Annotated in this window: 19 protein-coding genes; 10 read left to right on the forward strand and 9 right to left on the reverse strand. The window is 62.5% G+C overall.

What is annotated here, in order from left to right; all coding sequences use genetic code 11:
* Position 1 precedes the first annotated feature (1 nt).
* The 3 genes from PGB28_RS02940 to PGB28_RS02950 are packed head-to-tail and all read left to right on the forward strand — an operon-like array spanning position 2 to position 7,895.
* The gene (locus PGB28_RS02940; RefSeq protein ID WP_271419990.1) at positions 2-2,644 is read left to right on the forward strand and encodes a hypothetical protein; all 2,643 of its coding nucleotides are present in this window, start codon (positions 2-4) and stop codon (positions 2,642-2,644) included.
* Positions 2,641-5,301, forward strand: a complete 2,661-nt coding sequence (locus PGB28_RS02945; RefSeq protein WP_271419991.1) for a tetratricopeptide repeat protein — start codon at positions 2,641-2,643, stop codon at positions 5,299-5,301. The genes PGB28_RS02940 and PGB28_RS02945 overlap by 4 nt, the downstream gene beginning before the upstream one ends.
* Positions 5,298-7,895, forward strand: coding sequence for a hypothetical protein (locus PGB28_RS02950; RefSeq protein ID WP_271419992.1), 2,598 nt, complete (start codon positions 5,298-5,300; stop codon positions 7,893-7,895). Before PGB28_RS02945 ends, PGB28_RS02950 begins: the two co-directional genes overlap by 4 nt.
* Here PGB28_RS02950 and PGB28_RS02955 read toward each other — a convergent pair whose 3' ends face one another.
* Positions 7,896-9,548 (reverse strand): CHAT domain-containing protein, encoded by a 1,653-nt coding sequence (locus PGB28_RS02955; RefSeq protein ID WP_271419993.1) that lies wholly within the window; start codon positions 9,546-9,548, stop codon positions 7,896-7,898.
* Between the two features lie 404 nt (positions 9,549-9,952).
* On the opposite strand from PGB28_RS02955, the gene aceE reads away from it, so the two are divergent.
* From aceE to lpdA, 3 genes are read left to right on the forward strand one after another with little or no spacing between them, the layout of a single operon-like run.
* Complete coding sequence (gene aceE, locus PGB28_RS02960; protein ID WP_271419994.1) at positions 9,953-12,607, forward strand: pyruvate dehydrogenase (acetyl-transferring), homodimeric type; 2,655 nt, start codon at positions 9,953-9,955, stop codon at positions 12,605-12,607.
* Between the two features lie 21 nt (positions 12,608-12,628).
* Positions 12,629-13,888: a dihydrolipoyllysine-residue acetyltransferase gene (aceF, locus tag PGB28_RS02965; protein ID WP_271419995.1), complete on the forward strand. Its 1,260-nt coding sequence runs from the start codon at positions 12,629-12,631 to the stop codon at positions 13,886-13,888.
* A gap of 14 nt (positions 13,889-13,902) precedes the next feature.
* Positions 13,903-15,639 (forward strand): dihydrolipoyl dehydrogenase, encoded by a 1,737-nt coding sequence (gene lpdA / locus PGB28_RS02970; RefSeq protein ID WP_271419996.1) that lies wholly within the window; start codon positions 13,903-13,905, stop codon positions 15,637-15,639.
* A 198-nt stretch (positions 15,640-15,837) separates the two neighbouring features.
* Here lpdA and PGB28_RS02975 read toward each other — a convergent pair whose 3' ends face one another.
* Entirely contained in the window at positions 15,838-16,602 is a 765-nt protein-coding gene (locus PGB28_RS02975) for an SDR family NAD(P)-dependent oxidoreductase (protein ID WP_271419997.1), read from the reverse strand.
* 54 nt (positions 16,603-16,656) lie between these two features.
* Entirely contained in the window at positions 16,657-17,523 is an 867-nt protein-coding gene (gene metF, locus PGB28_RS02980; protein WP_271419998.1) for a methylenetetrahydrofolate reductase [NAD(P)H], read from the reverse strand.
* A gap of 87 nt (positions 17,524-17,610) precedes the next feature.
* Here metF and PGB28_RS02985 point away from each other — a divergent pair, with 87 nt between their 5' ends.
* Complete coding sequence (locus tag PGB28_RS02985) at positions 17,611-18,516, forward strand: LysR family transcriptional regulator (RefSeq protein WP_271419999.1); 906 nt, start codon at positions 17,611-17,613, stop codon at positions 18,514-18,516.
* Positions 18,517-18,582: 66 nt separating this feature from the next.
* Here PGB28_RS02985 and PGB28_RS02990 read toward each other — a convergent pair whose 3' ends face one another.
* A complete protein-coding gene (locus tag PGB28_RS02990; RefSeq protein ID WP_271420000.1) occupies positions 18,583-18,789 on the reverse strand; it encodes a cold-shock protein in 207 nt (68 codons plus the stop codon).
* Between the two features lie 217 nt (positions 18,790-19,006).
* On the opposite strand from PGB28_RS02990, the gene PGB28_RS02995 reads away from it, so the two are divergent.
* From PGB28_RS02995 to PGB28_RS03005, 3 genes are all read left to right on the forward strand, one after another.
* Positions 19,007-19,318, forward strand: coding sequence for an ArsC/Spx/MgsR family protein (locus PGB28_RS02995; RefSeq protein WP_271420001.1), 312 nt, complete (start codon positions 19,007-19,009; stop codon positions 19,316-19,318).
* A gap of 87 nt (positions 19,319-19,405) precedes the next feature.
* A complete protein-coding gene (locus PGB28_RS03000) occupies positions 19,406-19,774 on the forward strand; it encodes a hypothetical protein (protein ID WP_271420002.1) in 369 nt (122 codons plus the stop codon).
* A gap of 1 nt (position 19,775) precedes the next feature.
* A complete protein-coding gene (locus tag PGB28_RS03005; protein WP_333908215.1) occupies positions 19,776-20,228 on the forward strand; it encodes an NUDIX hydrolase in 453 nt (150 codons plus the stop codon).
* On the opposite strand, the gene PGB28_RS03010 is transcribed toward PGB28_RS03005, so the two are convergent.
* The 5 genes from PGB28_RS03010 to thrS all read right to left on the reverse strand — a co-directional run bounded on the left by PGB28_RS03010 (position 20,207) and on the right by thrS (position 24,952).
* The gene (locus PGB28_RS03010; RefSeq protein WP_271420004.1) at positions 20,207-20,782 is read right to left on the reverse strand and encodes a DoxX family protein; all 576 of its coding nucleotides are present in this window, start codon (positions 20,780-20,782) and stop codon (positions 20,207-20,209) included. The genes PGB28_RS03005 and PGB28_RS03010 overlap by 22 nt on opposite strands.
* Positions 20,779-21,531 (reverse strand): HvfC/BufC N-terminal domain-containing protein, encoded by a 753-nt coding sequence (locus PGB28_RS03015; RefSeq protein ID WP_271420005.1) that lies wholly within the window; start codon positions 21,529-21,531, stop codon positions 20,779-20,781. The genes PGB28_RS03010 and PGB28_RS03015 overlap by 4 nt, the downstream gene beginning before the upstream one ends.
* The gene (gene bufB, locus PGB28_RS03020) at positions 21,528-22,397 is read right to left on the reverse strand and encodes an MNIO family bufferin maturase (RefSeq protein WP_271420006.1); all 870 of its coding nucleotides are present in this window, start codon (positions 22,395-22,397) and stop codon (positions 21,528-21,530) included. Before bufB ends, PGB28_RS03015 begins: the two co-directional genes overlap by 4 nt.
* Before the next feature lie 88 nt (positions 22,398-22,485).
* Positions 22,486-22,776 carry a BufA1 family periplasmic bufferin-type metallophore gene (locus tag PGB28_RS03025; protein WP_271420007.1) on the reverse strand — a complete coding sequence of 97 codons (291 nt, stop codon included), beginning with the start codon at positions 22,774-22,776 and terminating at the stop codon, positions 22,486-22,488.
* A gap of 226 nt (positions 22,777-23,002) precedes the next feature.
* Positions 23,003-24,952, reverse strand: coding sequence for a threonine--tRNA ligase (thrS, locus tag PGB28_RS03030; RefSeq protein ID WP_271420008.1), 1,950 nt, complete (start codon positions 24,950-24,952; stop codon positions 23,003-23,005).
* Between the last annotated feature and the right edge of the window lie 46 nt (positions 24,953-24,998).

Here is a 24,998-nt window from a genome sequence, read left to right on the forward strand (position 1 = left end):
AATGGGGCGCCTGACGCAGATCACATGCCGGGCTGGCCTTGCGCTGGCCCGGCATTTTGCTGTCCTGCTTCTGGTCGCGTCGCCGGTCTGGGCCGATCGGTTGAGCGAGGCCGACATTTTCACCCGCACCGATGCCGCTCTGGAACAGCTTTGGCAGGGGGACGCGGACGCCGCTTTTGACGCGCTGCTGCCGGTCTATGACGCCAGCTATCGCGAAACCGGCTACAGCCCGCGTGCTGCGCATTATCCGTTGCTGGGACTGGCCTATATCGCCCGGGCCAAGGGGCGATGGGGCGACGCCCGCCGTTATGCGTCCTTCGTTGCGGGTGGGCTGGAATTCGCTGGGCTCCGCGGCTCGGGGGACTGGCTGCGCGCGCAGGTTCTGCATGGCGCGGCGCAGTACCAACTGGGCGCGCTGGCACGGGCCAATGACCTGTTGCGCGGATTGTTCCCCGGTCTGGCAGAGACCAACCTGCCACAAGAACACCAACTGGCGCTTTACCTGCTGGCGCGGATCGCCTCGGAAGAGCGGCTGGCCGATGAACGCCAGTTGCGTGATGCGTTCCTGAAGGCGTGGCGCCCGGGCGGGTTCGTGACCCAGCCGGACGCCCTGCATATTGCCTTTTTCGACATCGTGGCTCGGTTCCGTGCCGGAGAGGACCGGGCGGCTTTGGCAACCGAGATGGCCAATCTCCGCGACCTTGCTGCCAAGGTGCCGGGGATCGCAGCGGGGCAGCTTCTGCACTATCGCGGCTATCACGGGTTTTTGCTGGCCCATGCCGGGGATTTCAACACGGCCGAGGGGCATTTGCAGGCCTATTTCGATCATCTCATGGCCGAGCGCGCCTATGGCCGCGACCTGTGGGAAAATGCCTTGTTCCTTGGATCGGTTCTTGGCCAGACACAGGGTGCTGCCGCGCAAATCCGGTTCTTTGACACCGCCCTTCCATTGGCCCGGAGCAACGGCGCATCGGTCGGGTACCGCGCGCAATACCTGCGCGAGATGGGCCATGCGGCGGCGCAGATGGGCGACGTGGACGGGGCGCAGGCCCGGTATCGCGCCGCCTATGCCGAGGCGCGTCAGGCCTATCGCTCGAACGCCGGGCTGGTGACGCATCTGCGCGAATTCATCAATACCGCCCATCCGGCCATGGCGGGATTTGACTTTGCCGCTGAACTGGGCGCGGTCGAGGCCGCGCAGTTCGCCTTGCGTCCGTTGGGGGAACAGGTGCTGCGCCTGTTCCTTCAGGGCAATTACACCGTAACCGAGGCGCTGCTCGCGCGGGCGGGTCAGGACGCGGAGGGTGACAGCCCGGAACTTGCCGTGACGACTGCGCTGCATCATGCGCTGCTCGGGCAGTTCGACCCGGCGCAGGACTGGCTGGCGCGGGTGCGAGCCACCGGGACGGCGGATGTGGATGTCTCCCACGTGGTCGATCTCACCGACGCGTTGTCGCGGGTCTGGAGCACATGGCACAGCGCCGAGGCGGCGGGACCGGCGCTGGACCGTCTGATGGCGAACGTCGATCAGATGCCGCCGGAACTGCAACGCATGACCCACGTGCTGCGCGCGCAACGGGCCTATCAACTGGAACGCAATGCCGACAAAGCCGCCGCGCTGGAGGCGTTTGATGCGGTAGAGGGCGGCGTCATCGAGTACCCGCTGTGGGATCTTCTGGCGGCGGTCACGGCGATGGAAATGTCTTTTGGGTTCCGGTCGGAGGAAGAAAACACCGCCCGCCATGCGAAGCTGAAAGAACGCATCGCAGCGGCTGGCAATCTGCCGGTGCTGGGCGATTATCTTGATGTGGTCTATTTCCAGAATTCCCGCTCGGGGCTGTTTGCAGCGGACGCGGTGGCCCATCTTGGCGCGATCAATACCCGCCTGTCCGAGGATACACCCACCGGCCATTCGCTGCGGCAGGTGGCGGCGCTCACCCTGTCACAAGCGCTGTTCTGGCGCGGCGAGAACCGACAGGCGCTGGATTGGGCTGAACGCGCTGCGGGGGAAATCCGTGCCGATCCCTTTGCCAAACCCGAGGTGCTGGCGCTGACCCTGTCGCGCCAGTCCGATATTCTGCGCGCCATGAGCAGGCGCGAAGAGGCCGCCAGCATCGCGGCAGAGGCCTATGACATCCTGCGCCGCGACGGGGTGGTGAGCGCCATTGACGGGGCCGTGCTGCAAAGCTACGCCAATGCCCACTGGGCCTTTACCGGCGATGCGGGGCAGGTCGCCGCCCTGTTACAGCGCGAATTGGCATCGGCAGATTTGGCGCAGGGGCTGGCCCCGCGTGACGTGGTGGCGCTCTATTCCCTGCTGGCCCAGGCGCAGATCGGGCGGGCCGCGAAAACCGAGGTGATGCAGACGCTTGGCCGCGCGCTTGCCGCGATGGGGGATACGCATACCGATTGGCGGCAGGACCGTGCGCGCATCCTATGGACGCGGGCACAGGTCCATGCGCGCCGTGGCGACCGGGCACCGGCCTTTGCCGATATGGTGGCCTCGAACGATACCTATCAGGACTGGCGGCAGGACCGGCTGGCCGCCGAGGACGCAGAGGCCATTGACGACACCGCATGGCGCGACCGGGTGCGCTGGGAGGCCGCGCTGGGATGGCGGTTGCAGGAGGAACTGCCGCAATGATCCTGCGCGCGCTGCTCATATCGTTTTTCGTCGCGCTGGGCGCGCCGCTCGCGGCGCAAGAGACCGGGGCCGACGATCTGCCCGGCCCCGACGAGGTGATTGCCGAGGTTGACGCTGCGCTGGCCGTGATGCGGGCGGGGGATACAGAGACGGCCTATGCCCGGCTCGATGCGATCAACATGATCACCTACCGCAACGATTACGAGCCGCTCAGCAACCATTATCCCAATCTCGGGCTGGCCTATTACTGGCTGGACCAGCAGGATTGGAACGACGTGCTGTTCTTTGCTGCTTCGGTCGCCACCGGCCTGACCGCCGATGGATATGCCGACCATGATTACCGGCTGCGCGCCTCGATCCTGCAAGGCGCGGCGCTGCATCATCTGGATCGCCACCACGAGGCCGAGGTAACCCTGCGCAACGCGGTTGAACTGGCGCGGGACCGGCCCGCGCTTGCCCCTGAATACGGTCTGGCGCTCTATGCTCTGGCGCGTGTCGCGACCTTTCTCGACCTGCCGGACGAGGCGGCACTGCGCAAGGCATTCCTTGATGGATACAGCACCCGCTGGCTGGTGCCTTTGCAGGATGCGGTGCATATCAATTATTTTGATATCGAGGACCTGCATGACCGGGGTGACAACCTTGCCGATCTTCTGCCCCGCATGGCGCGGCTTGTCCGGCTTGCCGAAACTGTGCCCGAGGTCGATCCCGTCACCACCGTGTTCTACAAAGGCTATTACGCCAATCTTCTGGCGCTGAATGGCGATTACGAAGCCGCGCTGCCATTTCTTCAGGAGCAGCGCCATTATTACCTTGAAGCGGATCTGACCGGGCCGGATGTCTGGACCTGTGTGCGCAGGCTGGGCGCGGTGATCAGCCATGCCATCGGCCCCACGGAAGCCTATGACCACTTTCGCACCGAGCTGGAATATGCCCAGGCCAACGGGGCCAGTATCTTCAACCTTGCGCTTTATCAACGTGAACTGGGCTACCTGTCGCAAAGGCTCGAGGATGCGGACCTTGCCCAGAAGCATTTTCGCGATGCCTATGCCGAGGCGCGGCGCGAATACCGCGTGAATTCCGATCTTGCACGGCATCTGGCCGGGCTGATTGACGTGGACCATCCGGGTATGACCGGCTTCGCCTTTGCCCCGGAGCTGGGGGCCATTGGCGCGGTGGAGTTCGACCTGTCGCGCGATGGCTCGGACGTGCTGCGGCTGTTTTTCGAGGGCAATTACGTGGCGCTTGGCGCGCTTCTCGACCGGTTCGAACAGGAGGGGCAGGGCGGCACGCCCACCTATCTTGTCAATCGTGCACTCTATTTCGCGATGACCAGCCGTTATGACGACAGCCTTGCCGCGCTGGACGAGGCGCGCCGCCTTGCCCGGACCACCACCAATTCCGTCATTCCGGCCAATGCGCTGATTTTCGACATTGTCGAGGCGCTGGCGCGGGTCTGGGGCACGGGTCATGAACCGGCCAGCGCCAAAGGGGTTCTGGCGCGGATGAAAGCCCGGCTGCCGTCCATGAGCGCGAGCGAACGCAGCCTGTATCATGCGCTCGAAGGGTTCATGCATTACCGGCAGAGCAACTATGCCGAGATGCGCAACGTGCTGGCCACGTGGTTTGACAGCTACGAGCCCGGCAGCGTCGAAGGGGTCTGGGACATTTACGTGGCCAATATGGTGCTGGAAATGTCCATCGGGCATATGGAAGACACGCTCAACACCCGGTTGATCGACGACACGCTGGCGGCGCTGGACAGCCTGCCATCGCTGTCTTTGTCGCGCGATTACCTGCGGCTGGTGCGGGTGCTTAATGCCAATGACGGCTATCTGCGCGAAGACACGATGATCGAACTGAGCACGCTGGTGGGCTCCATCGGCCAGGGTGTGCCGGAAACCCATCCGATGATTTCGGCCACGCAATTTGCGCTCGCCAATGCCTATGAGTGGCGCGAAGATTATGAACAGGCGCTCTACTGGTTGCGCAAGACGACCGAGACCATGCGCGCGTCGCGCTATTCGCGATCCGATGTGATCGCGTTTCTGCTGTCCCGGCAATCCGCGACGCTGCGCATTCTGGGCCGCACCGACGAGGCGCTGGCGCTGGCCACGGATTCGCTGGCTCTGATTGATCCAGAAACCGTGCGCCGCGACCTGATCGGAGTGTTTTACACCAATTATGCGCTCGCGCTCACCGCCCGTTCCGACAATTACGAGGCGGCGATCGAGGCACTGGATGTCGTGCTGGAAAACCCGAAGGTGCGGGCACGGATGGAGCCCTTTGACCTTGTCTCGCTCCTGCGCACCAAGGCCGAAATGCTGACCGAAACCGCCGAACTGGACGAGGTGCTGGCGACCTTTGACGAGGCGCTGGCGGTGATCGAACAGGATGCATCGGTTGTGGACTGGCGGCTTGAAGCGGCGCTGATCGAATGGAACCGCGCGATCGCCAATTACCGAAACAGCAGGCAGGAGGCCGCGTTCCGCGACATGGTGGCCAGCAATGACAGGTATTCCGAATGGCTGGGCAGCCTGCCCGCGGTCAGCGGCGGCGAGGCGATCTCTCCCGACATCCAGCGCATGCGCGTGATCTGGGAGGCGGCGATCGGCTGGAGCTATGCCGATACCCTGCCACCGGTGCCGCCGCAATGAGACGGCTGGGTGTTGTTCTGCTGTTGCTGAGCCTTGGGCTGAACGCGCCCGCACAGGAGGCACCGGGCGCCGATGACATCCTGTCGGGCGTGGCAGCCGGGCTGGAGCTTTTGGAGACGGGCCAGTTCGAGGCGGCGTTCGATCAGCTCAACGTGATTAACGAGCAGGCGCAGGGCCATCAACCCGGCGCGCTGGCCACGTTTTACCCCAATGCCGCGCTTGCGCTTTATTTCCACGATATCGGGCGCTGGGAGGCGGCGCTGCAATTCTCGGACGCGGCGATTGCCGGGCTGTCCTCGCATGGGCTGGGGACGCATCGTGCGCGGATCATGGCCTCGGCGGTGCAGGGCGCGGCGCTGTTCCGGCTGGGCCGCTATGATCAGGCCGAGACGCGGCTGCGTGCCGTTGTGGATGAGACCGCGGGGAAGGCGGCGCTGGCTGATCTGCATGGGATGGCGCTGCATTATCTGGCGCGCGCCGTGTCACGGTTGGGCGGCGCGGACGAGGCTGCGCTGCGGATGGCTTTTCTTGACGGTTTGTCGCCCATCTGGCGGGTGCAGCCGCGTGACGTGGTGCAGGTGCGCTATCTGCAGCTTCAATACGAACTCGACCGTATGCGCGATGCCACCCCGCTGATGTCCCGCACCAAGGCGTTGGTGGCCGAGGCCGCGGCCGCGGCAGGTCTCTCAGACGCGCAGCGCATGTTCTATACCGGGTTTCTGGGTCGGGTTCTGCTGCGATCCGGGCAGCCCGCCGAAGCGGAACAGCATTTGCGCGCGCATCATGGCTTTCTGCGCGCGCAGGAGGCGAAGAACCGCGATGCCTGGGACTCGTCCCGCGCCTTGGGTGAGGCGATGGTTGCCACCCAAGGTGCGCAGGCGGGGTACGATTTCCTGCTGCGCGAGCTGGATTATGCACAACGGAACGCAGCCCCGGGTGTCGCAGTGGCGCTCTATCACCGGGATCTGGGCCGGATTGCCAACGGGGCCGGTGACGGCGCGCTTGCGCAGGCGCAGTTCCGTGCCGCTTATGCGCTGGCGCGGGGCAGCGTGGACGCCACGGAACCGCTGGCCACCCATCTGCGCAGCTTTCTGCGTGCCGATGATCCGGCCGTCGCGGCGTATCCGTTCCGCCACGAGATCACCGATCCGGGGTTCCAACTCACCCTGCGCGCCGATGCGGCGCATGTGCTTTATCTCTTCCTGCAGGGCCGGTTTGTCACCTTGCATGACCATTACCGAACGGCCCGGCCTGACGCCGTCGATGACCCCGCCCTGTTTCACATCAACCGCGCGTTGTTTCATGCGCTGAGCGGGCATCCGGACGACATGGCGCGCGACCTGCACTCGGCGCAGGAGGCCGCGCGGCGCGGCTCGGCCCTGCACCCCAATGCCCCGATCTTTGACATCGTTCACACGCTTGGCTTCATCTGGGGCACCGAGCATGCCCCTGACCGGGCGCAACCGGCTCTGACGCGGTTGATGCAGTCAGAGCAGGGCGGGACAGCGCGGCTGCTGGCGGATGTGTTGGCGCTCTACGCGGCAGGGCTACAGGCGGACAGGCATGGGCTGCATGGTGGTCTGCAACGCTGGCTCGCCAATCCGCAAGCCATGGCTCCCAATGGCCCATGGGATGTGTTTGCCAATACGCTGGCGCTGGAGCTGGCCTATGGCAATATTGCCCCATCCCGTCTGGCTCCGATCCGGCGCGCCACGGAGTCCGCGATGGGGACCGCGAATGACTATGCCCTTGCCCGCACGCTGGACCGCATGGCGCACTCCGTTCTGGTTCAGAGCGACAGCTTCAGCGATGCGCAATTGGCCGAACGCGTCGTGCTGGAACGCCAGATGTCGGACATGCTGCCGCCGGGTCATCCGGTTCTGGCCTCTGCGCGGTTCGTGCTGGCCAATGCCTATCTTGAACGCGGCGAAGCAAAGCGCGCCGCCGAATGGTCGGACCGCGCCATCGCGACCCTGCGCGCCACGCCTCATCATGACCGCGACAGGCTGGCCTATCTCTTGGCGCGGCACGGGCGTATTCTTTTGGCGCTTGGACGGAATGATGCGGCGCTGTCCCAGACCACAGCCGCGCTGGCGCTGGTGCCCGAGGCGGCAACCATGACCGGTACCTATCTGGGCGAGGTGTTGCTGGCCCATTCTGAGGCGCTCTGGCACCGGACGAGGAATGCGCAGAAGCTGCGGGATTTCCTGTCGCCCTGGGTCACGCGCGACGCTGTCATGGCACGGCTCTTGCCCGAGGCGCGGGCCGATCTTTTGATCCAGACCGCCTTTGCCAATGCGCGGCTTGGAGGAACGGCCGAGCCCGAATTCGAACGCGCCGATGCCGCGATGAGCTCCCCCACCTGGGACTGGCGCTCCAAGCGGTCGCGGCTTGCCAATATCTGGGCTGAGCATCGCTATCGCCGTGGCGATCTGCACGGCGCATGGGACAAGGCCCTGCAAGCCACGGATCTTTTGGTGGACTGGCTGGAGGATGGGGGGGATGCGTCCCATGTGCAAAAGGACCGGATGCGCCACCGCGCGGTCTGGGAGGCCGGGATCGGTTGGGCGCTGGCCGAGAAACTGGCTGAATGATCAGCCGTCGAGCCCGCCCTCGCCCACCACCACGAACGGGGCCCAGATGCGCGGATGCGCAAAGCGGTCCTCGCTTGTGTCATTCAACAGATCCAGCGTGGAGTGTTGCAACGCCTCGGCACGCGACCGGGGCGTGGCGGCATACATCCGGTCGAGCATGCCGGTGGTGAGGACCGAGGCCGCGTAGTCATCCACCGGCCAATGCGACACCAAAATCGCCCGTGCCCCGGCATAGATGAATGCGCGCGCCAGACCCGACAGACCCTCGGCCCCCGGTGTGCCATCGGACCCGGCGGTGTCACAGGCCGAAAGGATCACCAGATCGGCGGACAGTTCGAGTTGCGCCGCCTCGGACGCGGTCAAAAGCGCGTCATCCTCGGCGCTGGGCAGTTCGGGCGGGGTAAAGACAAGCGCTGGTTCGCTAAGCCCCGGCAAGCCGTCCGCCAGCAAGCCATGGGTGGCAAAGGCCACCACCTCGGCCCCCGACAGGTCCATGGATTTGACCATGCTTTCCGTGGCGCTTTCCGCCAGAAACACCGACTCTGGCCCGGCGCCCATGGTGGCCGCCAATTGGCGCAATTCCCGCGCGGTGTTGGGCAGCGGGGCAAGATCGGCGACCTTGCGCACATCCTCATAGATGCCGCGAGTGACGACGCCAGTGTCGCCCGGCGCGGCCTCGGCCACGAGCCGATAGCCCAGCAGCGGATCACCAAAGCCGACGAAACCCGGGGCAGTGCCGGTGTCATCCACCGGTGGAGAGACCTGTCGCAATGCGCGCAAGGCGGAGACCGTGGGCAAGGTGGTGAGTGCATGGCGCTTGATCAGCCAGTCACTGTTGCGCAGCGCCTGCGGGGAGGTGTCGTCGCCCTGTGGCGCAGCGGTCAGCAACACAGCTGGCGGCAGAGACGTGAGCGGCCCGTCAAACACCACCATCAGATGCCGCGCCCCCGAGATGACATGTTCAAGCGGGCCAAGCGTGGTCTGGTACAGCTCATGCGCGATGCTGCGGTCAAAGGGCTGGATGCTCTTTTCACGTTGATTGAGGGACAGCCCGGCGCGGTTGTCCGTATCAACGCGCAATTGGGTGCGCAGCGCCTGCACCTTGTCGCGCGTCTCGCTCTGGTTCACCTCGGCCCGGGTCCAGGCGCTGTCGGTTTTCGACACCGCCCAGGTGTAGAGATAGGTTTCATCGGTCAGCGTCATGACCAGCGCCTCATCCGGGCGCAACAGCACCTGTAGCTCCGCGATGGAGAGCGGCGCGGGGTTGGTCAATTCGCGAAACTCCGGGAATTCGCGGGTCAGTTGCGCATCGAGCGCATCAAGCTGTGCGCGCCCGTCCTGAATCTCGGATTGCAGACGGGCAATGGCCGCTTCTGCCGCCGCACCGGATTGGGACGCGGTGTCGGCCAGCGCCTTGCGCTTGGCCTCGATCGTTTCCGACATGTCCTGTTGCTGGCGCAGCAGGTCTTGCAGATCAGCTGATCCCGCGGCGATCCGCCCCGCCGCCTGCGCCAGCGCCTGACCAGCGGCCGAGGCCTGCGCCCGTTGCGCGGATGTAAAGACCCGGTCGCGGATTTCCGCGCGTGTGGTCGCCCCAACGGCATTGGCCACGAGACACAGGCTCACTGCGGTTGTCAGAACCAGTCGGCGCATGGACACCTCTTGTGCATTTCCGGTGCGCCCAGTGTCCCATGATCCGGCGCTCTCTCAAAGCCCTGATTTGATGACAAAAACCGTTTCGATCTTCCGGGCGGATCTTGCGCACGGGGTCTGTTTTCTGCTGGCCCGACACCCGCGAACGGCGAAAATCATGTATAGTGCTGATATGCATGGGGTTGCGAAAAACTGTTTAACGTTAAACAATCATCTATGCGTGTGGCGCAGAGATGCTATGCATCTGCCCGGCTACGCAGAGGGGGATGGCCATGTTACACCCCGGCGCAATTGAGAAAAGGCTATGCGCACAGCGACACAATGCCATGTGGTGATGCGGGCTTGGTGTATAGTTTAAGGTTAAACAAACGCGCAAACCGAGTGCGGAGGAGGAATAGAGAGACATGACAGATCAGAGCCATGACATTGATCCGGTCGAATCGCAGGAATGGCAGGACGCCGTTCAGGATGTGATCGAACGCGACGGTGCGAACCGGGCACATTACCTGCTGGACAAGGCTGTACAGCAAGCCCGCGCCGCCGGTGCCACGCTGCCGTTTTCGGCTACCACGCCCTACCAGAACACAATCCCGGTGGATGATCAGTATGATTTCCCCGGCGATCTGGAAATGGAATGGCGCATCCGCACGATCAACCGCTGGAATGCCATGGCGACCGTTGTGCGCCGCAACAAGGTGTCCAGCGAATATGGCGGGCATATCGCGTCCTTCGCGTCCTCGGCTGTCATGTATGACGTGGGTCTGAACCATTTCTGGCGCTCCAAATCGGCAATCCACGGCGGCGATCTGGTGTTCTTTCAGGGCCACGTGATCCCCGGCATCTATGCGCGCTCCTTCATGGAAGGCCGCATCGGCGAGGATCAGCTGGAAAACTTCCGTTCGGAAGTGGACGGCAAGGGCCTCTCCTCATACCCGCACCCGTGGCTGATGCCCGATTACTGGCAGTTCCCGACCGTTTCGATGGGTCTGGGGCCGCTCATGGCGATCTATCAGGCGCGGTTCATGAAATACATGCACAACCGCGGCCATATCGACATGGCCGACCGCAAGGTCTGGTGCTTCCTTGGCGATGGTGAGATGGACGAACCGGAAAGCCGGGGCGCGATTGACCTTGCCTCGCGCGAAGGGCTCGACAACCTGATCTTTGTGATCAACTGCAACCTGCAGCGTCTCGACGGTCCGGTGCGCGGCAACGGCAAGATCGTGCAAGAGCTTGAGGGCGACTTCCGCGGTGCAGGCTGGAACGTGATCAAGCTTCTCTGGGGCAAGGGCTGGGACGATCTGCTTGAGAAAGACACCTCCGGCAAACTGCGCCTGTTGATGGAAGAAACTGTTGATGGCGATTACCAGACCTTCAAGTCGAAGGACGGTGCCTATATCCGCAAGCATTTCTTTGGCAAATATCCGGAAACTGCGGCACTTGTCGAAGACTGGACGGATGAGCAGATCTGGTCCCTGCGCCGTGGAGGGCACGACCCGCAAAAGGTCTACACCGCCTTCAAGAAAGCGAGCGAGACCAAGGGGCAGCCCAGCTGTCTTCTGGTGAAAACCGTCAAGGGCCACGGCATGGGCACGGCTGGCGAGGGCCAGAACACCACCCACCAACAAAAGAAGATGACCGAGGATCAGCTGCGCGCGTTCCGCGACCGGTTCAAGATCCCGGTGTCGGACGAAGACGTGGGCAAGGCCCCCTTCGTGGCGCTGAACAACGCGCAAAAGGCCTATCTGGCCGACAAGCGCAAGGCGCTGGGCGGGGACTTCCCGAAACGGACCACCGATTACCCCGCGCTGGAGATTCCGCCGCTGGAGACCTTCAAGGGTCAGCTCACAGGCACTGGCGAGCGTGAAATTTCCACCACCATGGCCTTTGTCCGTATCCTGACCACGCTCCTGCGCGACAAGAAAATCGGCAAGAACGTGGTTCCGATCGTTCCGGATGAAAGCCGTACCTTCGGGATGGAAGGGCTGTTCCGTTCGGTGGGCATCTACAACCCGATGGGCCAGAAATACACGCCCGAAGACCGCGATCAGATGTCCTATTACAAGGAATCCGAAAACGGCCAGGTGCTGCAGGAAGGCATCAACGAGGCCGGTGCCATGGCGGACTGGATCGCGGCGGCGACCGCTTATTCCAATCACGGCGTGGGCATGATCCCGTTCTTCATCTACTACTCGATGTTCGGCTTCCAGCGGATTGGCGATCTGGCCTGGGCCGCGGGCGACAGCCGCGCGCGTGGCTTCATGCTGGGCGGCACCGCCGGGCGCACCACGCTGAACGGCGAGGGGCTGCAGCACGAGGACGGGCATTCCCACATCCTCGCGGGCACCATCCCGAACTGCATCACCTATGACCCGACCTTCCAATACGAGGTTGCCGTCATCGTGCATCACGGTCTCAAGCGGATGTATGAGAACAATGAAGACGTGTTCTTCTATCTCACCCTGATGAACGAAAACTATGCCCATCCCGACATGCCGATGGGTGTCGAGGAGGACATCATTCGCGGCCTGTACCGTCTTAAACAGGTGGCCAAGCCGGGCAAGAAACATGTCAACCTGATGGGGTCGGGCACGATCCTTGTTCAGGCGATGAAAGCCGCTGAGATGCTGGAAGAGGACTTTGGCGTGACCGCTGATATCTGGTCGGCCACCTCCTTCAACGAGCTGGGCCGCGATTGTCAGGATGCGGCGCGCTGGAACCGTCTGAACCCGCTGGAAGAGCCCAAGGTGCCGTTTGTGGCGCAACAGCTTTCCGGCGTCAAAGGCCCGGTGATTGCCGCCACCGACTATATGAAGAACTTCGCAGAACAGATCCGGCCCTGTGTGCCGGGCCGCTACACGGTGCTGGGCACGGACGGCTTTGGCCGCTCGGACAGCCGCGTGAACCTGCGCCGCTTCTTCGAGGTGGATGCCAACCACATCGCGGCGGCCGCCATGGTGGATCTCTTCCGCGAAGGGGCGATCACCAAGGCCGTGCTGGAAAAGGCACTCACAAAATATGACATCGACGGCGACAAGCCGAACCCGCGTCTGGTTTGAGCGGGACTGGAGGACAGTATTATGGCAATTGAAGTAAACGTTCCCGATATCGGCGATTTCGACAACGTCCCGGTGGTGAGCATTCTGGTCTCAGTCGGCGATGTGATCGCCGAAGAAGATCCGTTGATCGAACTGGAGTCGGACAAGGCGACGATGGAAGTGCCGTCGCCCGCCGCTGGCAAGGTGGTTGAGATCAAGGTCAGCGAAGGTGACAACGTGTCCGAGGGCACGCTGATCCTGCTGCTGGAAGGCGACGCTGCGGGCGACGCCCCCGCCGCTGCCCCGGCAGAGGCCCCCGCTGCGGCTCCGGCACCTGCTGCGGCTCCGGCCCCGGCTGCCGCGCCTGCACCAGTGACGGATGCCGGTTTCGGCAAAGCCCATGCCTCGCCTTCCGTGCGTGCATTTGCCCGCCAGCTGGACATTGATCTGGCCAAAGTGAACGGTTCGGGCCGCAAGGGCCGCATCCTGCGCGAAGACGTGACCGCATACCTGAAATCCAGCACCGCACCTGCGGCTGCCGCGGGTGGCGCTGTCTCGGGCGGCATGGGCATCCCGCCGATCCCGGCGGTGGATTTCTCGAAATTCGGCCCTGTCGAAGACGTGGAAATGCCCCGGATCAAGAAGATCTCGGGCCCTGCGCTGCACCGTTCCTGGCTCAACATCCCGCATGTCACCCATAATGACGAGGCGGACATCACCGAACTGGACAAGTACCGCAAGGAGATGGACACCCAGGCCAAGGAAGAGGGCTACCGCGTTACGCTGCTCTCCTTTGTGATCAAGGCCAGCGTGTCCGCGCTCAAGCAGCATTGGGAGTTCAACTCGTCGATCCATCCCGATGGCGACAAGCTGATCAAGAAGGATTACTACAATATCGGTTTCGCCGCCGACACGCCCAACGGGCTGATGGTGCCGGTGATCAAGGATGCGGACCGCAAGGGTCTGGTCGAGATCTCCAAGGAACTGATGACGCTCTCCAAAGCCGCGCGCGATGGTGAGTTGAAATCCAAGGACATGCAGGGCGCGACCTTTACCATCTCGTCGCTGGGCGGTATTGGCGGCACCAGCTTTACCCCCATCGTGAACGCACCCGAAGTGGCGATCCTCGGCCTGACCCGGTCGAAAATGGCACCCGTGTGGAATGGCGAGGAATTCGTGCCGCGCCTGATGCAGCCGCTGTCGCTGTCTTATGACCACCGTGCCGTCGACGGTGCCTTGGCCGCGCGGTTCACCGTGACGCTCAAGACGCTGCTTGGCGATATGCGCAAGTTGATGTGGTAAGGGGAGAGAGACCAATGGACGTTAAAGTACCCGATATTGGCGACTTCTCCGAAGTCCCCGTTGTCTCGATCCTGGTGGCGGTGGGCGACACCGTGGCCGAGGAAGATGCGCTGATCGAACTGGAGTCGGACAAGGCGACGATGGAAGTGCCGTCGCCCGCCGCAGGTGTGGTCAAGGAAATCAAGGTGGCCGAGGGCGACAAGGTTTCCGAGGGCTCGCTGATCCTCGTGCTCGAAGGGGCAGGGGCCGAAGAGGCTCCCAAAACCGCCGAAGACGCGCCCGCCGCCGCGCCGCAATCTGTGGCCGCCACCGGCACCGCGACCGGTCCCGGAGATGTTCATGCCGAGGTGGTCGTTCTGGGCTCTGGCCCCGGCGGCTACACCGCAGCCTTTCGCGCCGCAGACCTTGGCAAGAAGGTTGTTCTCATTGAGAAAAACCCGACGCTGGGCGGTGTCTGCCTGAACGTGGGCTGTATCCCCTCCAAGGCGCTCTTGCACGTGGCCAAGGTGATCACCGAGGCCGAGGAAATGGCCTCGCACGGGATTTCCTTTGGCAAGCCCAAGATCGATCTGGACGAACTGCGCGGCTTCAAGGACGGCGTTGTGGGCCAGCTGACCGGCGGGCTTGATGGCCTGTCCAAGGGCCGCAAGGTGCAGGTGGTGCGCGGGTTCGGGAAATTCACTGGGCCGAACATGATCGAAGTGGACAACGACGGCGAGAAATCCACCGTCTCCTTTGATCAATGCATCATCGCCGCCGGGTCCGAGCCGGTGAACCTGCCCTTTATCCCGCATGATGACGAGCGGGTGATCGATTCCACCGGCGCGCTGGAGTTGAAAGACATTCCGAAGCGGATGCTGGTTCTGGGCGGGGGCATCATCGGTCTGGAAATGGCCTGTGTCTATGATGCGCTGGGTTCCAACATCACCGTGGTCGAACTGATGGATCAGATCATTCCCGGTGCGGACAAGGACATCGTCAAGCCGCTGCACAACCGGATCAAGTCCCGCTACGAGGATATCAAGCTCAAGACCAAGGTGACGGCGGTCGAGGCGCAGAAGAAGGGTCTTAAGGTCACTTTTGAGGATGACAAGGGCGAGGTCACGACAGACACGTTCGACAAGATCCTTGTTGCCGTGGGCCGCAAACCCAATGGCAAGCTGATCAATGCCGAAGCGGCCGGTGTGGCCGTGGATGAACGCGGCTTTATCGCCGTGGACAGCCAGCAGAAAACCGGCGTGTCCCATATCTTTGCCATCGGCGACGTGGTGGGCCAGCCCATGCTGGCGCATAAGGCGGTGCATGAGGGCAAGGTCGCGGCAGAGGTTGCTGCCGGTCACAAACGCCATTTCGATGCGCGTCTGATCCCGTCGGTGGCCTATACCGATCCGGAAGTGGCATGGTGCGGCGTGACCGAAACGGAAGCCAAGGCCAAGGGCATCACCTTCGAAAAGGGCGTGTTCCCCTGGGCCGCCTCGGGCAAATCGCTGTCCAATGGCCGTTCCGAGGGCATGACAAAACTGCTCTTTGATCCCGAGGATGACCGGCTGATCGGCGCCTGTATCGTGGGCACCAATGCGGGCGATCTGATCTCGGAATGCGCGCTGGCGATCGAGATGGGCGCGGATGCGGTGGACCTGGGCCACACGATTCACCCGCACCCGACCCTGTCGGAAACGGTGAACTTTGCCGCCGAGATGTTCGAAGGCACGATCACCGATCTCATGCCGCCGAAAAAGCGCAAGAAGTAACGGTATCGTTCACGCTTTCAATAAGGACCGGGTTTCGCACCCGGTCCTTTTATTTCGCCCTGCTGGCGCAGGTCGACCGGCTGGGGGGCCAGCCCCCCAGACCCCCCGAGGTATTTGCAAACAGAAGAAGATCCGGGGCCGGACCGGTGGCAGTCTCGGCCTCATGGACCTGACGCGGCGGATTGGCCGATGAACCGGTCAATCGGGGCGTTGCACCCTCAAGGCGGGCAGCCCGATCCCTGTGCCCTCAAACCCGCCATCGACCGCGATGCATTGTCCGGTCACATAAGACGCCTTGTCCGAGGCGAGAAAACAGATCACCTCCGCCAGTTCCCGTTCTGACCCGTAGCGGTTCAGAGGCATATGGTCGTGATAGGCGTCGATGATTTCCTGAGAATGCACCGCCATGGCCAGTTTTGTGGCTACCGGCCCAGGTGCCACCGCGTTGACCCGGATACCGTATTCCCCAAGTTCCGCCGCCTGTTGCAGTGACAATTGGATCACCGCAGCTTTGGACGTGCCGTAAGCCACCCGGAGTGTGGACGCGCGCAGGCCCGAAATCGAGGCGATGTTCACAATGCTGCCGCGCGTCTCCTTCAGATGCGGGATCGCGGCTTGCGTGCAGAGAAACACGCCATCGAGATTGGTTTCCATCACCGTGCGCCAGCGCGCGAAAGTGGTTTCTTCAATCGGGCCGAAATCCGCCACGCCGGCATTATTGATCAGCGCGTCAATCCGGCCAAAGGCCCCCATCGACTCGGCGATCATGCGCTCGACCTGATCGGGGATTGACACATCCGCCACGATGGCGCGCGCGTTGTCCAACCCTTGTAATGCCTTTTCCAGCTCCGGCGCATCGCGGTCGATCATTGCCACGCGCCAGCCGCTTTCCAGAAACAATTCCGCCGTCGCCAGCCCGATGCCGCGCGCGGCACCGGTGACCAGTGCAACCTTGTCTGTCATGTTCCTCTCCCCATTTTGCGCCAACCTGCCGCAAAGCCGGGGAAGAGGGAAGTATCAGGCGACGTTTTCCAGCTTCACCTCGGGAACGACCCCCAGCGCGAAACAGACATCGCGGGTCAGCTCGGGGCGGTTCAGCGTGTAGAAATGAAGCGAATCCACGCCTTCGCCCACCAGCTCATCGCACATTTCGGTGCAAAGCGCCGTGGCCAGAAGGTCCTCGCGCCCGTCGCGCGCGGCCTTGGCAAAAGCCTCGTCGAGCCAGGCCGGGATGGGCGTGCCGCAGGCGGTGGCAAAGCGTTTCACGCCGCCCCAGTTCTCGATCGGCAGGATGCCGGGGATGATCGGTGCGGTGATCCCTGCGGCGGCGCATTTGTCGCGGAAACGCAGGAAGGTCTCGGCCTCGAAGAAAAACTGTGTCAGCGCCTCGGATGCGCCTGCGTCGATCTTGCGCTTGAGCCAGTCGATATCGGCCTGATCATCCGCCGCGTCGGGGTGGCGGTCGGGATAGGCACCCACGCGGATGGTGAAATCGCCCTTGTCGGCTAGTGCCGAGATCAACTCGCAACTGTCGGCAAAGCCATCGGGATGCGGGGTGAACCGTTCCGCGCCCTTGGGCGGGTCACCGCGCAGGGCGACGATGTCCTGAACACCCGCCTTGGCGAATTCATTTGCGATCCCAAGGGTTTCTTCGCGCGTGGCATCGACACAGGTCAGATGCGCGGCGACTTTCAGACCCGAGGATTTGTGCAGCGTCGCCACAGCATCGCGGGTCAGTTCGCGGGTCGTGCCGCCTGCGCCGTACGTCACGGACACAAAACGCGGCGACAGCGGGGCCAGCACCTGCACCGTGTCCCAAAGCCGGAAGGACGCTTCGAGATCGCGGGGCGGGAAGAATTCGAACGAGACGGAAGGAACGGTCATTTTGCAGATCCTCAGAAGTTTCCTCCTTGTTGCAGATGCAGCATTGTGAGACAAACTCATAAATCTCATCACTATTATGAGGCGCATATGCATATCGAGTTTCGCCACCTGCGCACGATCAAGGCGATCCACGAAGCGGGCGGATTGGCCCGCGCTGCCGATCAGCTCAACATCACGCAATCGGCCCTGTCACATCAGATCAAGGGGCTGGAGGATCAGGCGGGGGTGGAGCTTTTCGTGCGCCGCTCCAAGCCGATGAAACTGTCAGCGGCGGGCATGCGGCTGTTGCGGGCGGCGGAAAAGATCCTGCCCGAGGTCGAGGCGCTGCAAGCCGAGTTCAGCGGGCTGCGCGACGGCAAATCAGGGCGCTTGCATATCGCCATCGAATGCCACGCCTGTTTCGAATGGCTGTTCCCGGTGCTGGAAGCGTTCCGCAAGAACTGGCCGGATGTGGATGTGGATATCCGCCCCGGGCTTGCCTTTGACGCGCTGCCCGCGCTGCAAAAGGAAGAGGTGGATCTTGTCGTCTCGTCCGACCCCGAAAACCTTGCAGGGGTGGAGTTCACGGAACTCTTTGAATACGCGCCGGTTTTCGTGGCCTCGGCCCAGCACCCGTTGGCGGAAAAACCGTTCATCGAGCCACAGGACTTTCGTGGTCAGACGCTGATCACCTACCCGGTGGAACGCTCCCGGCTGGATATCTTCAGCCAGCTCCTGATCCCGGCCAAGGTGGAACCGGCGGCGGTGCGGCAGGTTGAACTCACGGCCGTAATCCTGCTTCTGGTGGCGTCCAACCGGGGCGTTTCCGTGCTCCCCGACTGGGTCGTGCGCGAGGTGAAATACAGCTCGGATTACGTGACCCGCCCGCTCACGGAGGCGGGGATCACGCGCACGCTTTATGCCGCCACGCGCAGCGACGACGTGGGCAAACCCTATATGCGGGATTTGATTGCATTGGCCCGGACCGAGGCCCGCCGATTGCAATCGGTATAGGCGCAACCGCGCCAAAAAGGCCCTGATGCTAGACCAAGGCCCCTGCCTGAGTTGCGCCTTTGAGGATCAGACCGGTTTCAGGTCAGCTGCCATCTGGCGGCCGTCGCGGCCTTCTTGCAGCTCGTATTCGACCTTTTGATTATCGGCCAGCCCGGTCAGCCCCGAGCGTTCGACCGCTGAAATATGGACGAAAACGTCCTTGCCGCCATCTGACGGTTCGATAAAGCCATAGCCTTTGGTGGTGTTGAACCATTTCACGGTGCCTGTCGGCATGTCCGCGTCTCCTTCAAGTCTTGGTCCCGCATCCCCTCGATACGGGGTCGTAAGTCGCCACTTCCGCCTCTCGGACAGGCCCCGCAGATGCGGGACATGGCTGATCATCGAAGGTCACGCGGGAAAAAGGATTGCACGCCTTTGTAAAAAATCAAGAACAACCGTCTCGTATTTTACGCGCGTGTTGATAATTTGGGCATTCGAAAAGGGGAGCCTCATGAAGCTGTACGGACTGAAAACCTGCGATACCTGCCGCAAGGCGTTGAAAGCGCTGGATGATGTGGAATTCGTGGATGTGCGTGCCGATGGCGTGCCGCAAGATGTGCTGGAACGCGCTTTGGCGCAGTTCGGAGAAAAATTGCTCAATACCCGCTCGACCACATGGCGCGGGCTGGATGAAGCAGAGCGGTCAAAGCCGGTTTTGACGCTGCTGACCGCGCATCCCACGCTGATGAAACGCCCGCTGATTGTGCGCGGCGACCAACTCTGGCTGGGCTGGGGTAAGGATGTTCAGGCCGACCTGAGCTGAGAATCGGGGAAAATCCGTACGTCATTCCCGTCTTGGCAGGGCAGGGCGAAACACTTAGGTGTCGGACAGCAACGTGAAAGGACAACCATGCGCAATGCAGCTCTGACCCTTGGTGTGATTGGCGGTGTCTTCGCCATGCTCGTTGGGTTTTTCAGCTACGGTTATACCGAGGCCGTCGACCGCTATGGCGAGATTGAGGGCCTGGCCGAGCAGGTGGGCAATGTGGGCCTGATCCGTACCGCTGCCATATTGGGCCCGCTGCTGGCCATCGCCGGGGGCGCCATGGCCAAGGCACGCGCGCTCTGGGGGGGTATCCTGCTGCTGGTTGCGGCGGGGCTGATGTATTTCGCCTATGGCTTCAATGTCTTCACCATGTTCCCGATTGCCTTTACTGGTTTGGGCGGTGTTCTGGCTCTGGCGGCGGGCAAGCCCGACGAACCCAAGGCGCATTTCTGATATGATCTCGGGTCCGGTTCCCCGGTTGGCGGCCTTGGCCGTGCTCACCGATGGGGACCGGGTCCTGCTGGCGCGGCGTGAAAATCGTCCTGATGCAGGGCTGTGGGGCTTTCCGGGCGGCAAGGTCGAGCTTGGAGAGACCCTGTTCGACGCGGCAATCCGCGAGTTGGAAGAGGAAACCACGCTGCGCGCGCGGGCCGTGCATGTGATCGACAATCTCGACGTGATCCGGCGCAATGCCGATGGTCAATTGCAGATGCATTTCCATCTCGTTGCGGTGCTCTGCGCTGACGCGGTGGGAAAGGTAAAGGCCTCTGACGATGTGTCAGAGGCCGACTGGCACAAGGTGTCCGCCGTGTTGGGCGGTCACCTGGCACTGAGTAAAGACGTGGACCGGGTCTTGCGCCGGGCCCTTGAGTTTCAGGCGGCGTTTCAGGCGGTGGCCGGTTCCTGACCCATCACCTGCCGCGACAGGATGCGGTCCAGCGACAGCGCGCCTGCGCCCTTGATCACCAGCACCGTCAGCGTCAGCACCCAAAAGGCGCGCTGATCGAGGATGACTGCGTCCGGGATACGGTCGAACCAAGCGCCCAGCGTTTCCGCGTGTTCGATCCCGCCATGACCGTAAAGATCGGTCAGGCTTTGCACCGCGATGAAGCCAATCATGCCAAGCGCGGCCAACCGCGTGAAAAGCCCCACGACGATCAATATCGGCAGGATGAATTCCGCCCATGTGCCGGCCATGACCACCAGATAGTGAAAAAAGCTCAACTGGCTCACATCATAGGTCACCGCTTCCATCGCCTTGGGGAAGATCTGCGCGTAGGCACCGACCGAAGGTTGGAAAATGCCAAAGATTCCGTCGCCCAGCTTGGTTAGGGCGGAGTTCCAGAAATACACGAACAAGACGGCGGCAAAGACAAAGCGCGAGAGCAACGGTAGCAGCCCGCTCAGCCCCCGCTCTACGGCGTCGAAAATCATGTTGTGCAGGTTCACAAGCGCGGTCATGGCGTGGGCTCCTCGAGTGATGTGATCGCATTGCCGCCCAGAAGAAGGGTCAGCATGGCAGAAAGGTCAAATGCGTCGGTCCGGGCCAATCCGGCCTCATAGGCCGCGCCCAGAGTTTCGCCGCACAGTAGTGCCTCGATGAATTGGGCACCGCCCGGCGGCAACAGATGTGGTTCGGGGTCGAATTCCGCGCGCAGGATCAACGCGTCCTGCGGCTCGGCCGTGGGTTTCGGCGCACCCGGTTCCATGTTGTAACGCCAGAGCGAAACCACGGGAAAGGGCGACCGGAGGATACGGAGCGACGGGGCAAGCGTGAGCATGGACGCCATGAGCCGCTCCGGGTCGATGCCCAGAGCAGCAGGATCAATCGGTGTGCTGTCAGCGGCGTGATAGCTTTCGCGCAAGCCGAATTCGAGCCGCGCCACATCGCCCAGATAGGGATATTTTGCCAGCGGCGCGAAGCCGTCAAGGAATTCGCCAAAGCCCCTGCCATAGAGCATCATGCGCGGGCTTTCGGGCGGTGACTGCCGCAGGTAAAGCCCTGCGATATTGCGGAAATTCTCGGCGCCGATCAGCTTGGCCACGGCGGGAAAACCGGTTTCCAGCGCCTCGGACAGCGAAACGGCGACATTGTTGCGATAGACGTTGTAGCGCCGCCCTGCGGGACGGCCTTTGCCGTCGCTCAGCCCCTCGGGCTGGGGTTGGGCCGCGTCGAGCAGCGCCGTGCGAAACTCCGTCTGGCGGGTCATGCGGGCACCGCCTCGGTCATTCGTGCCAGTGCAGTCTCGGCCCGGCGGGCTTCATCGGCCAGTACTGGCCAGTCCGGCACATCGGTGTCCCATTCAATGAGCAGCGGGCGCGGGCCGGAGCGCTCCAGCGTATAATCCAACAGCGCCCAGACCGGGTCCACCACCTCGCGCCCGTGGCTGTCGATCAACAGCGGCGCGCCGTGGTCATCCTCGTCCTCGTCATGGCCGCCAAGATGGATTTCTCCCACGCGGTCCAGCGGGTAGGCGTCGATATAGGCTTGCGGTGAAAAGCCCAGATTGGTGGCGGAAACAAAGACATTGTTCACATCCAGCAGCAGCCCGCAGCCGGTGCGCCGCGCAACCTCATCCAGGAACGCAGGCTCCTCCCAGGTGCTTTCGTCAAAGGCCAGATAAGAAGACGGGTTCTCCAGCAGCATCTTGCGCCCGATCACCTCTTGCAACTGGTCGATATGATCGCAGATGCGGGTCAGCGTGGCGTCGGTATAGGGCAGCGGCAGCAGGTCATTGAGGAAATGGCTGTCATGAGTGGACCAGGCCAGATGCTCGGAAAAGCTCGCCGGTTGCAGCCAGTCGCACAGATGTTTCAGCCGCGCGAGGTGATCCGCATCAAGCGGGCTTTCGCCGCCAATGGACAATCCCACGCCATGCACCGAAATGGCGAAACGCTCGGACAGAGCGCGCAGCTGCGCAAGCGGGCGGCCGCCATCGCCCATGTAATTCTCGGCATGGATCTCCAGCCATTCCACCGGGCGCACATCCTGCAAAATCTCGGAAAAATGCTGCGGCTTATAGCCCACGCCGGGGGCGTTGGGCAGGACGGTGTGGGCATGGCGGGCATCAAGCATGGCGGGTCCTCATATGCGTGGGGTGGGCAATGTTGCCCACCCCGATCCTATGTCACAGGCGGGCGAATTCCCCACCCGTTTCAGGCGCTTAGCCCTGGGGCAGGTCACGCTCCAGCGCTTCGAGAGAGCCCATGCGGCCATCGGGCAGTTCGATCTCGGCGCAGGTGCCTGCATCCACCAGGGTCCAGGCATTGCCCTGATAATCAACGGTCGACGTGCCAGCGCAGGTGGTGCCGGGGCCTGCGGCGCAGTCATTCTTGCCGGCCATCGACACGCCGTAGCATTTTTCTTTTTCCATAGCGGTGGCGGTGGTGGTGTGGGCAGCCAGAGCAGCAGCGACGGCACCAGCAACGGCAACGGTTTTAACGATCTTGGACATGTGTACTTCCCTTTTTGGTATCAGGTCGGCCACCCCTGTGGCGGCTGAGACAAACCTAAGCGGGATGAGACCCCACAATCACTTCACAGGCCCGTGGTTCACGGACGCGTAATCACCTGTCAGCCCGGTGTGATGCTGCACAGGCGAGAAATGTGAAAAATCCCTTTAAAAACGAAAACGGGCACCGGGTCTCCCCGATGCCCTGAAACGTTCCGGCGCTGGAATGTTACAAAAGATCCGGCGGCGTCGCGCTCTGGCCCAACTCGCTCACAATCTCCGCCAGCGATGTTACAGCGGTTTGCTTCTCGCCCAGCCGCCGCACGGTCACGGTGCGGTCTTCAACCTCGCGCGCACCGATGGCCAGGATCACCGGAACCTTGCCAAGCGAATGCTCGCGGACCTTGTAGTTGATCTTTTCATTGCGCGTATCAGCCTCGGCCCGCACGCCCGCATCGCGCAGGGCGTTCACGACCTCATGCACATAGTCGTCGGCTTCCGAGATAATCGAGGCGACAACAACCTGACGCGGGGCGAGCCAGAACGGCAGTTTGCCTGCATGTTCCTCTATCAGGATGCCGATGAACCGCTCGAACGAGCCCAGCGTCGCGCGGTGCAGCATGACGGGGCGGTGTTTCGCGCCATCCGAGCCGATATAGGTCGCGTCCAGCCGCTCGGGCAGCACGAAATCCACCTGATGCGTGCCGCATTGCCAGTCCCGCCCGATTGCGTCGGTCAGCACGAATTCCAGCTTGGGCCCGTAAAACGCGCCTTCGCCCGGGTTCAGCGTGAACTCGCAACCTGCGGCAATCGTCGCGGATTTAAGAGCCTCTTCGGCGCGGTCCCAGATGTCGTCCGATCCGGCGCGCGTTTCGGGCCGGTCGGAGAACTTGACTTTGAACTCTTCAAAACCGAGGTCGCGATAGATTTCGCTGAGGAATGCAATAAAGCGTTTGGTTTCATCTTCGATCTGATCCTCCCTGCAGAAGATATGACCGTCATCTTGGGTAAAGCCGCGCACGCGCATGATGCCGTGCAGCGCCCCGGAAGGCTCATATCGGTTGCATGACCCGAACTCGGCCATACGCAGAGGAAGATCGCGGTAAGACTTTAACCCTTGGTTAAAGATCTGCACGTGACAGGGACAATTCATCGGTTTGAGCGCGTTGACCGCCTTTTCGCGGGCGTGTTCCTCGTCCACCTCGACGATGAACATATGCTCCTGATACTTGTCCCAGTGGCCCGAGGCTTCCCAGAGTTTGCGGTCCACCACCTGCGGGGTGTTCACCTCGACATAGCCGCCCTTGCGCTGCTGGCGGCGCATGTAATCCTGCAACTCGGTATAGATGGTCCAGCCATTGGGGTGCCAGAAAATCTGCCCCGGCGCTTCCTCCTGCATATGGAACAGGTCCATCTCGCGGCCAAGGCGGCGGTGATCGCGCTTTTCGGCCTCTTCAAGGAAGTTCATGTATTTGCGCAGCTCTTCCTTGTTCTGGAAGGCCACGCCATAGATGCGCTGAAGCTGGGTGTTGTTGCTGTCGCCGCGCCAATAGGCACCGGACACGCGCATCAGCTTGAAGGCATCCGCCGGGACTTGGCCCGTATGCTGCAAATGCGGACCCCGGCAGAGGTCCTGCCAGTCGCCATGCCAATACATGCGGATCGGTTGCCCGTCATCGGGGATCGCATTGACCAGTTCGACCTTGTAGGGTTCGCCGGTCTTTTCGTAATGCGCAATCGCATCAGCACGCGACCAGACTTCGGTGCGCACGGGGTCGCGTTTATTGATGATCTCGCGCATCTTCTTTTCGATCTCACCCAGATCTTCGGGCGTGAACGGCTCTGCGCGGTCAAAATCGTAATACCAACCGTTTTCAATGACCGGGCCGATGGTGACCTTCACATCGGGCCAGATCTCCTGCACGGCGCGGGCCATGATATGGGCCAGGTCATGGCGGATCAGCTCAAGCGCCGGTTCTTCGTCCTTCATGGTATTGATGGCGATCTGCGCATCATCCTCGATGGGCCAGGCCAGATCCCAATGCGCGCCGTTCACTGTGGCCGAGATGGCCTTCTTCGCGAGCGATTTGGAAATATCAGCGGCCACATCAGCAGGGGTGATGCCAGCCGCATAATCGCGGGCATTGCCATCGGGAAAAGTCAGGGAGATTTGTGCCATTGAACTGGCCTCCTCGTCGGTTTGGCGCCTACAAAACGCCCGGTTG

The organism is Primorskyibacter aestuariivivens (assembly GCF_028023675.1).
Lineage (GTDB): Bacteria > Pseudomonadota > Alphaproteobacteria > Rhodobacterales > Rhodobacteraceae > Marinovum > Marinovum aestuariivivens.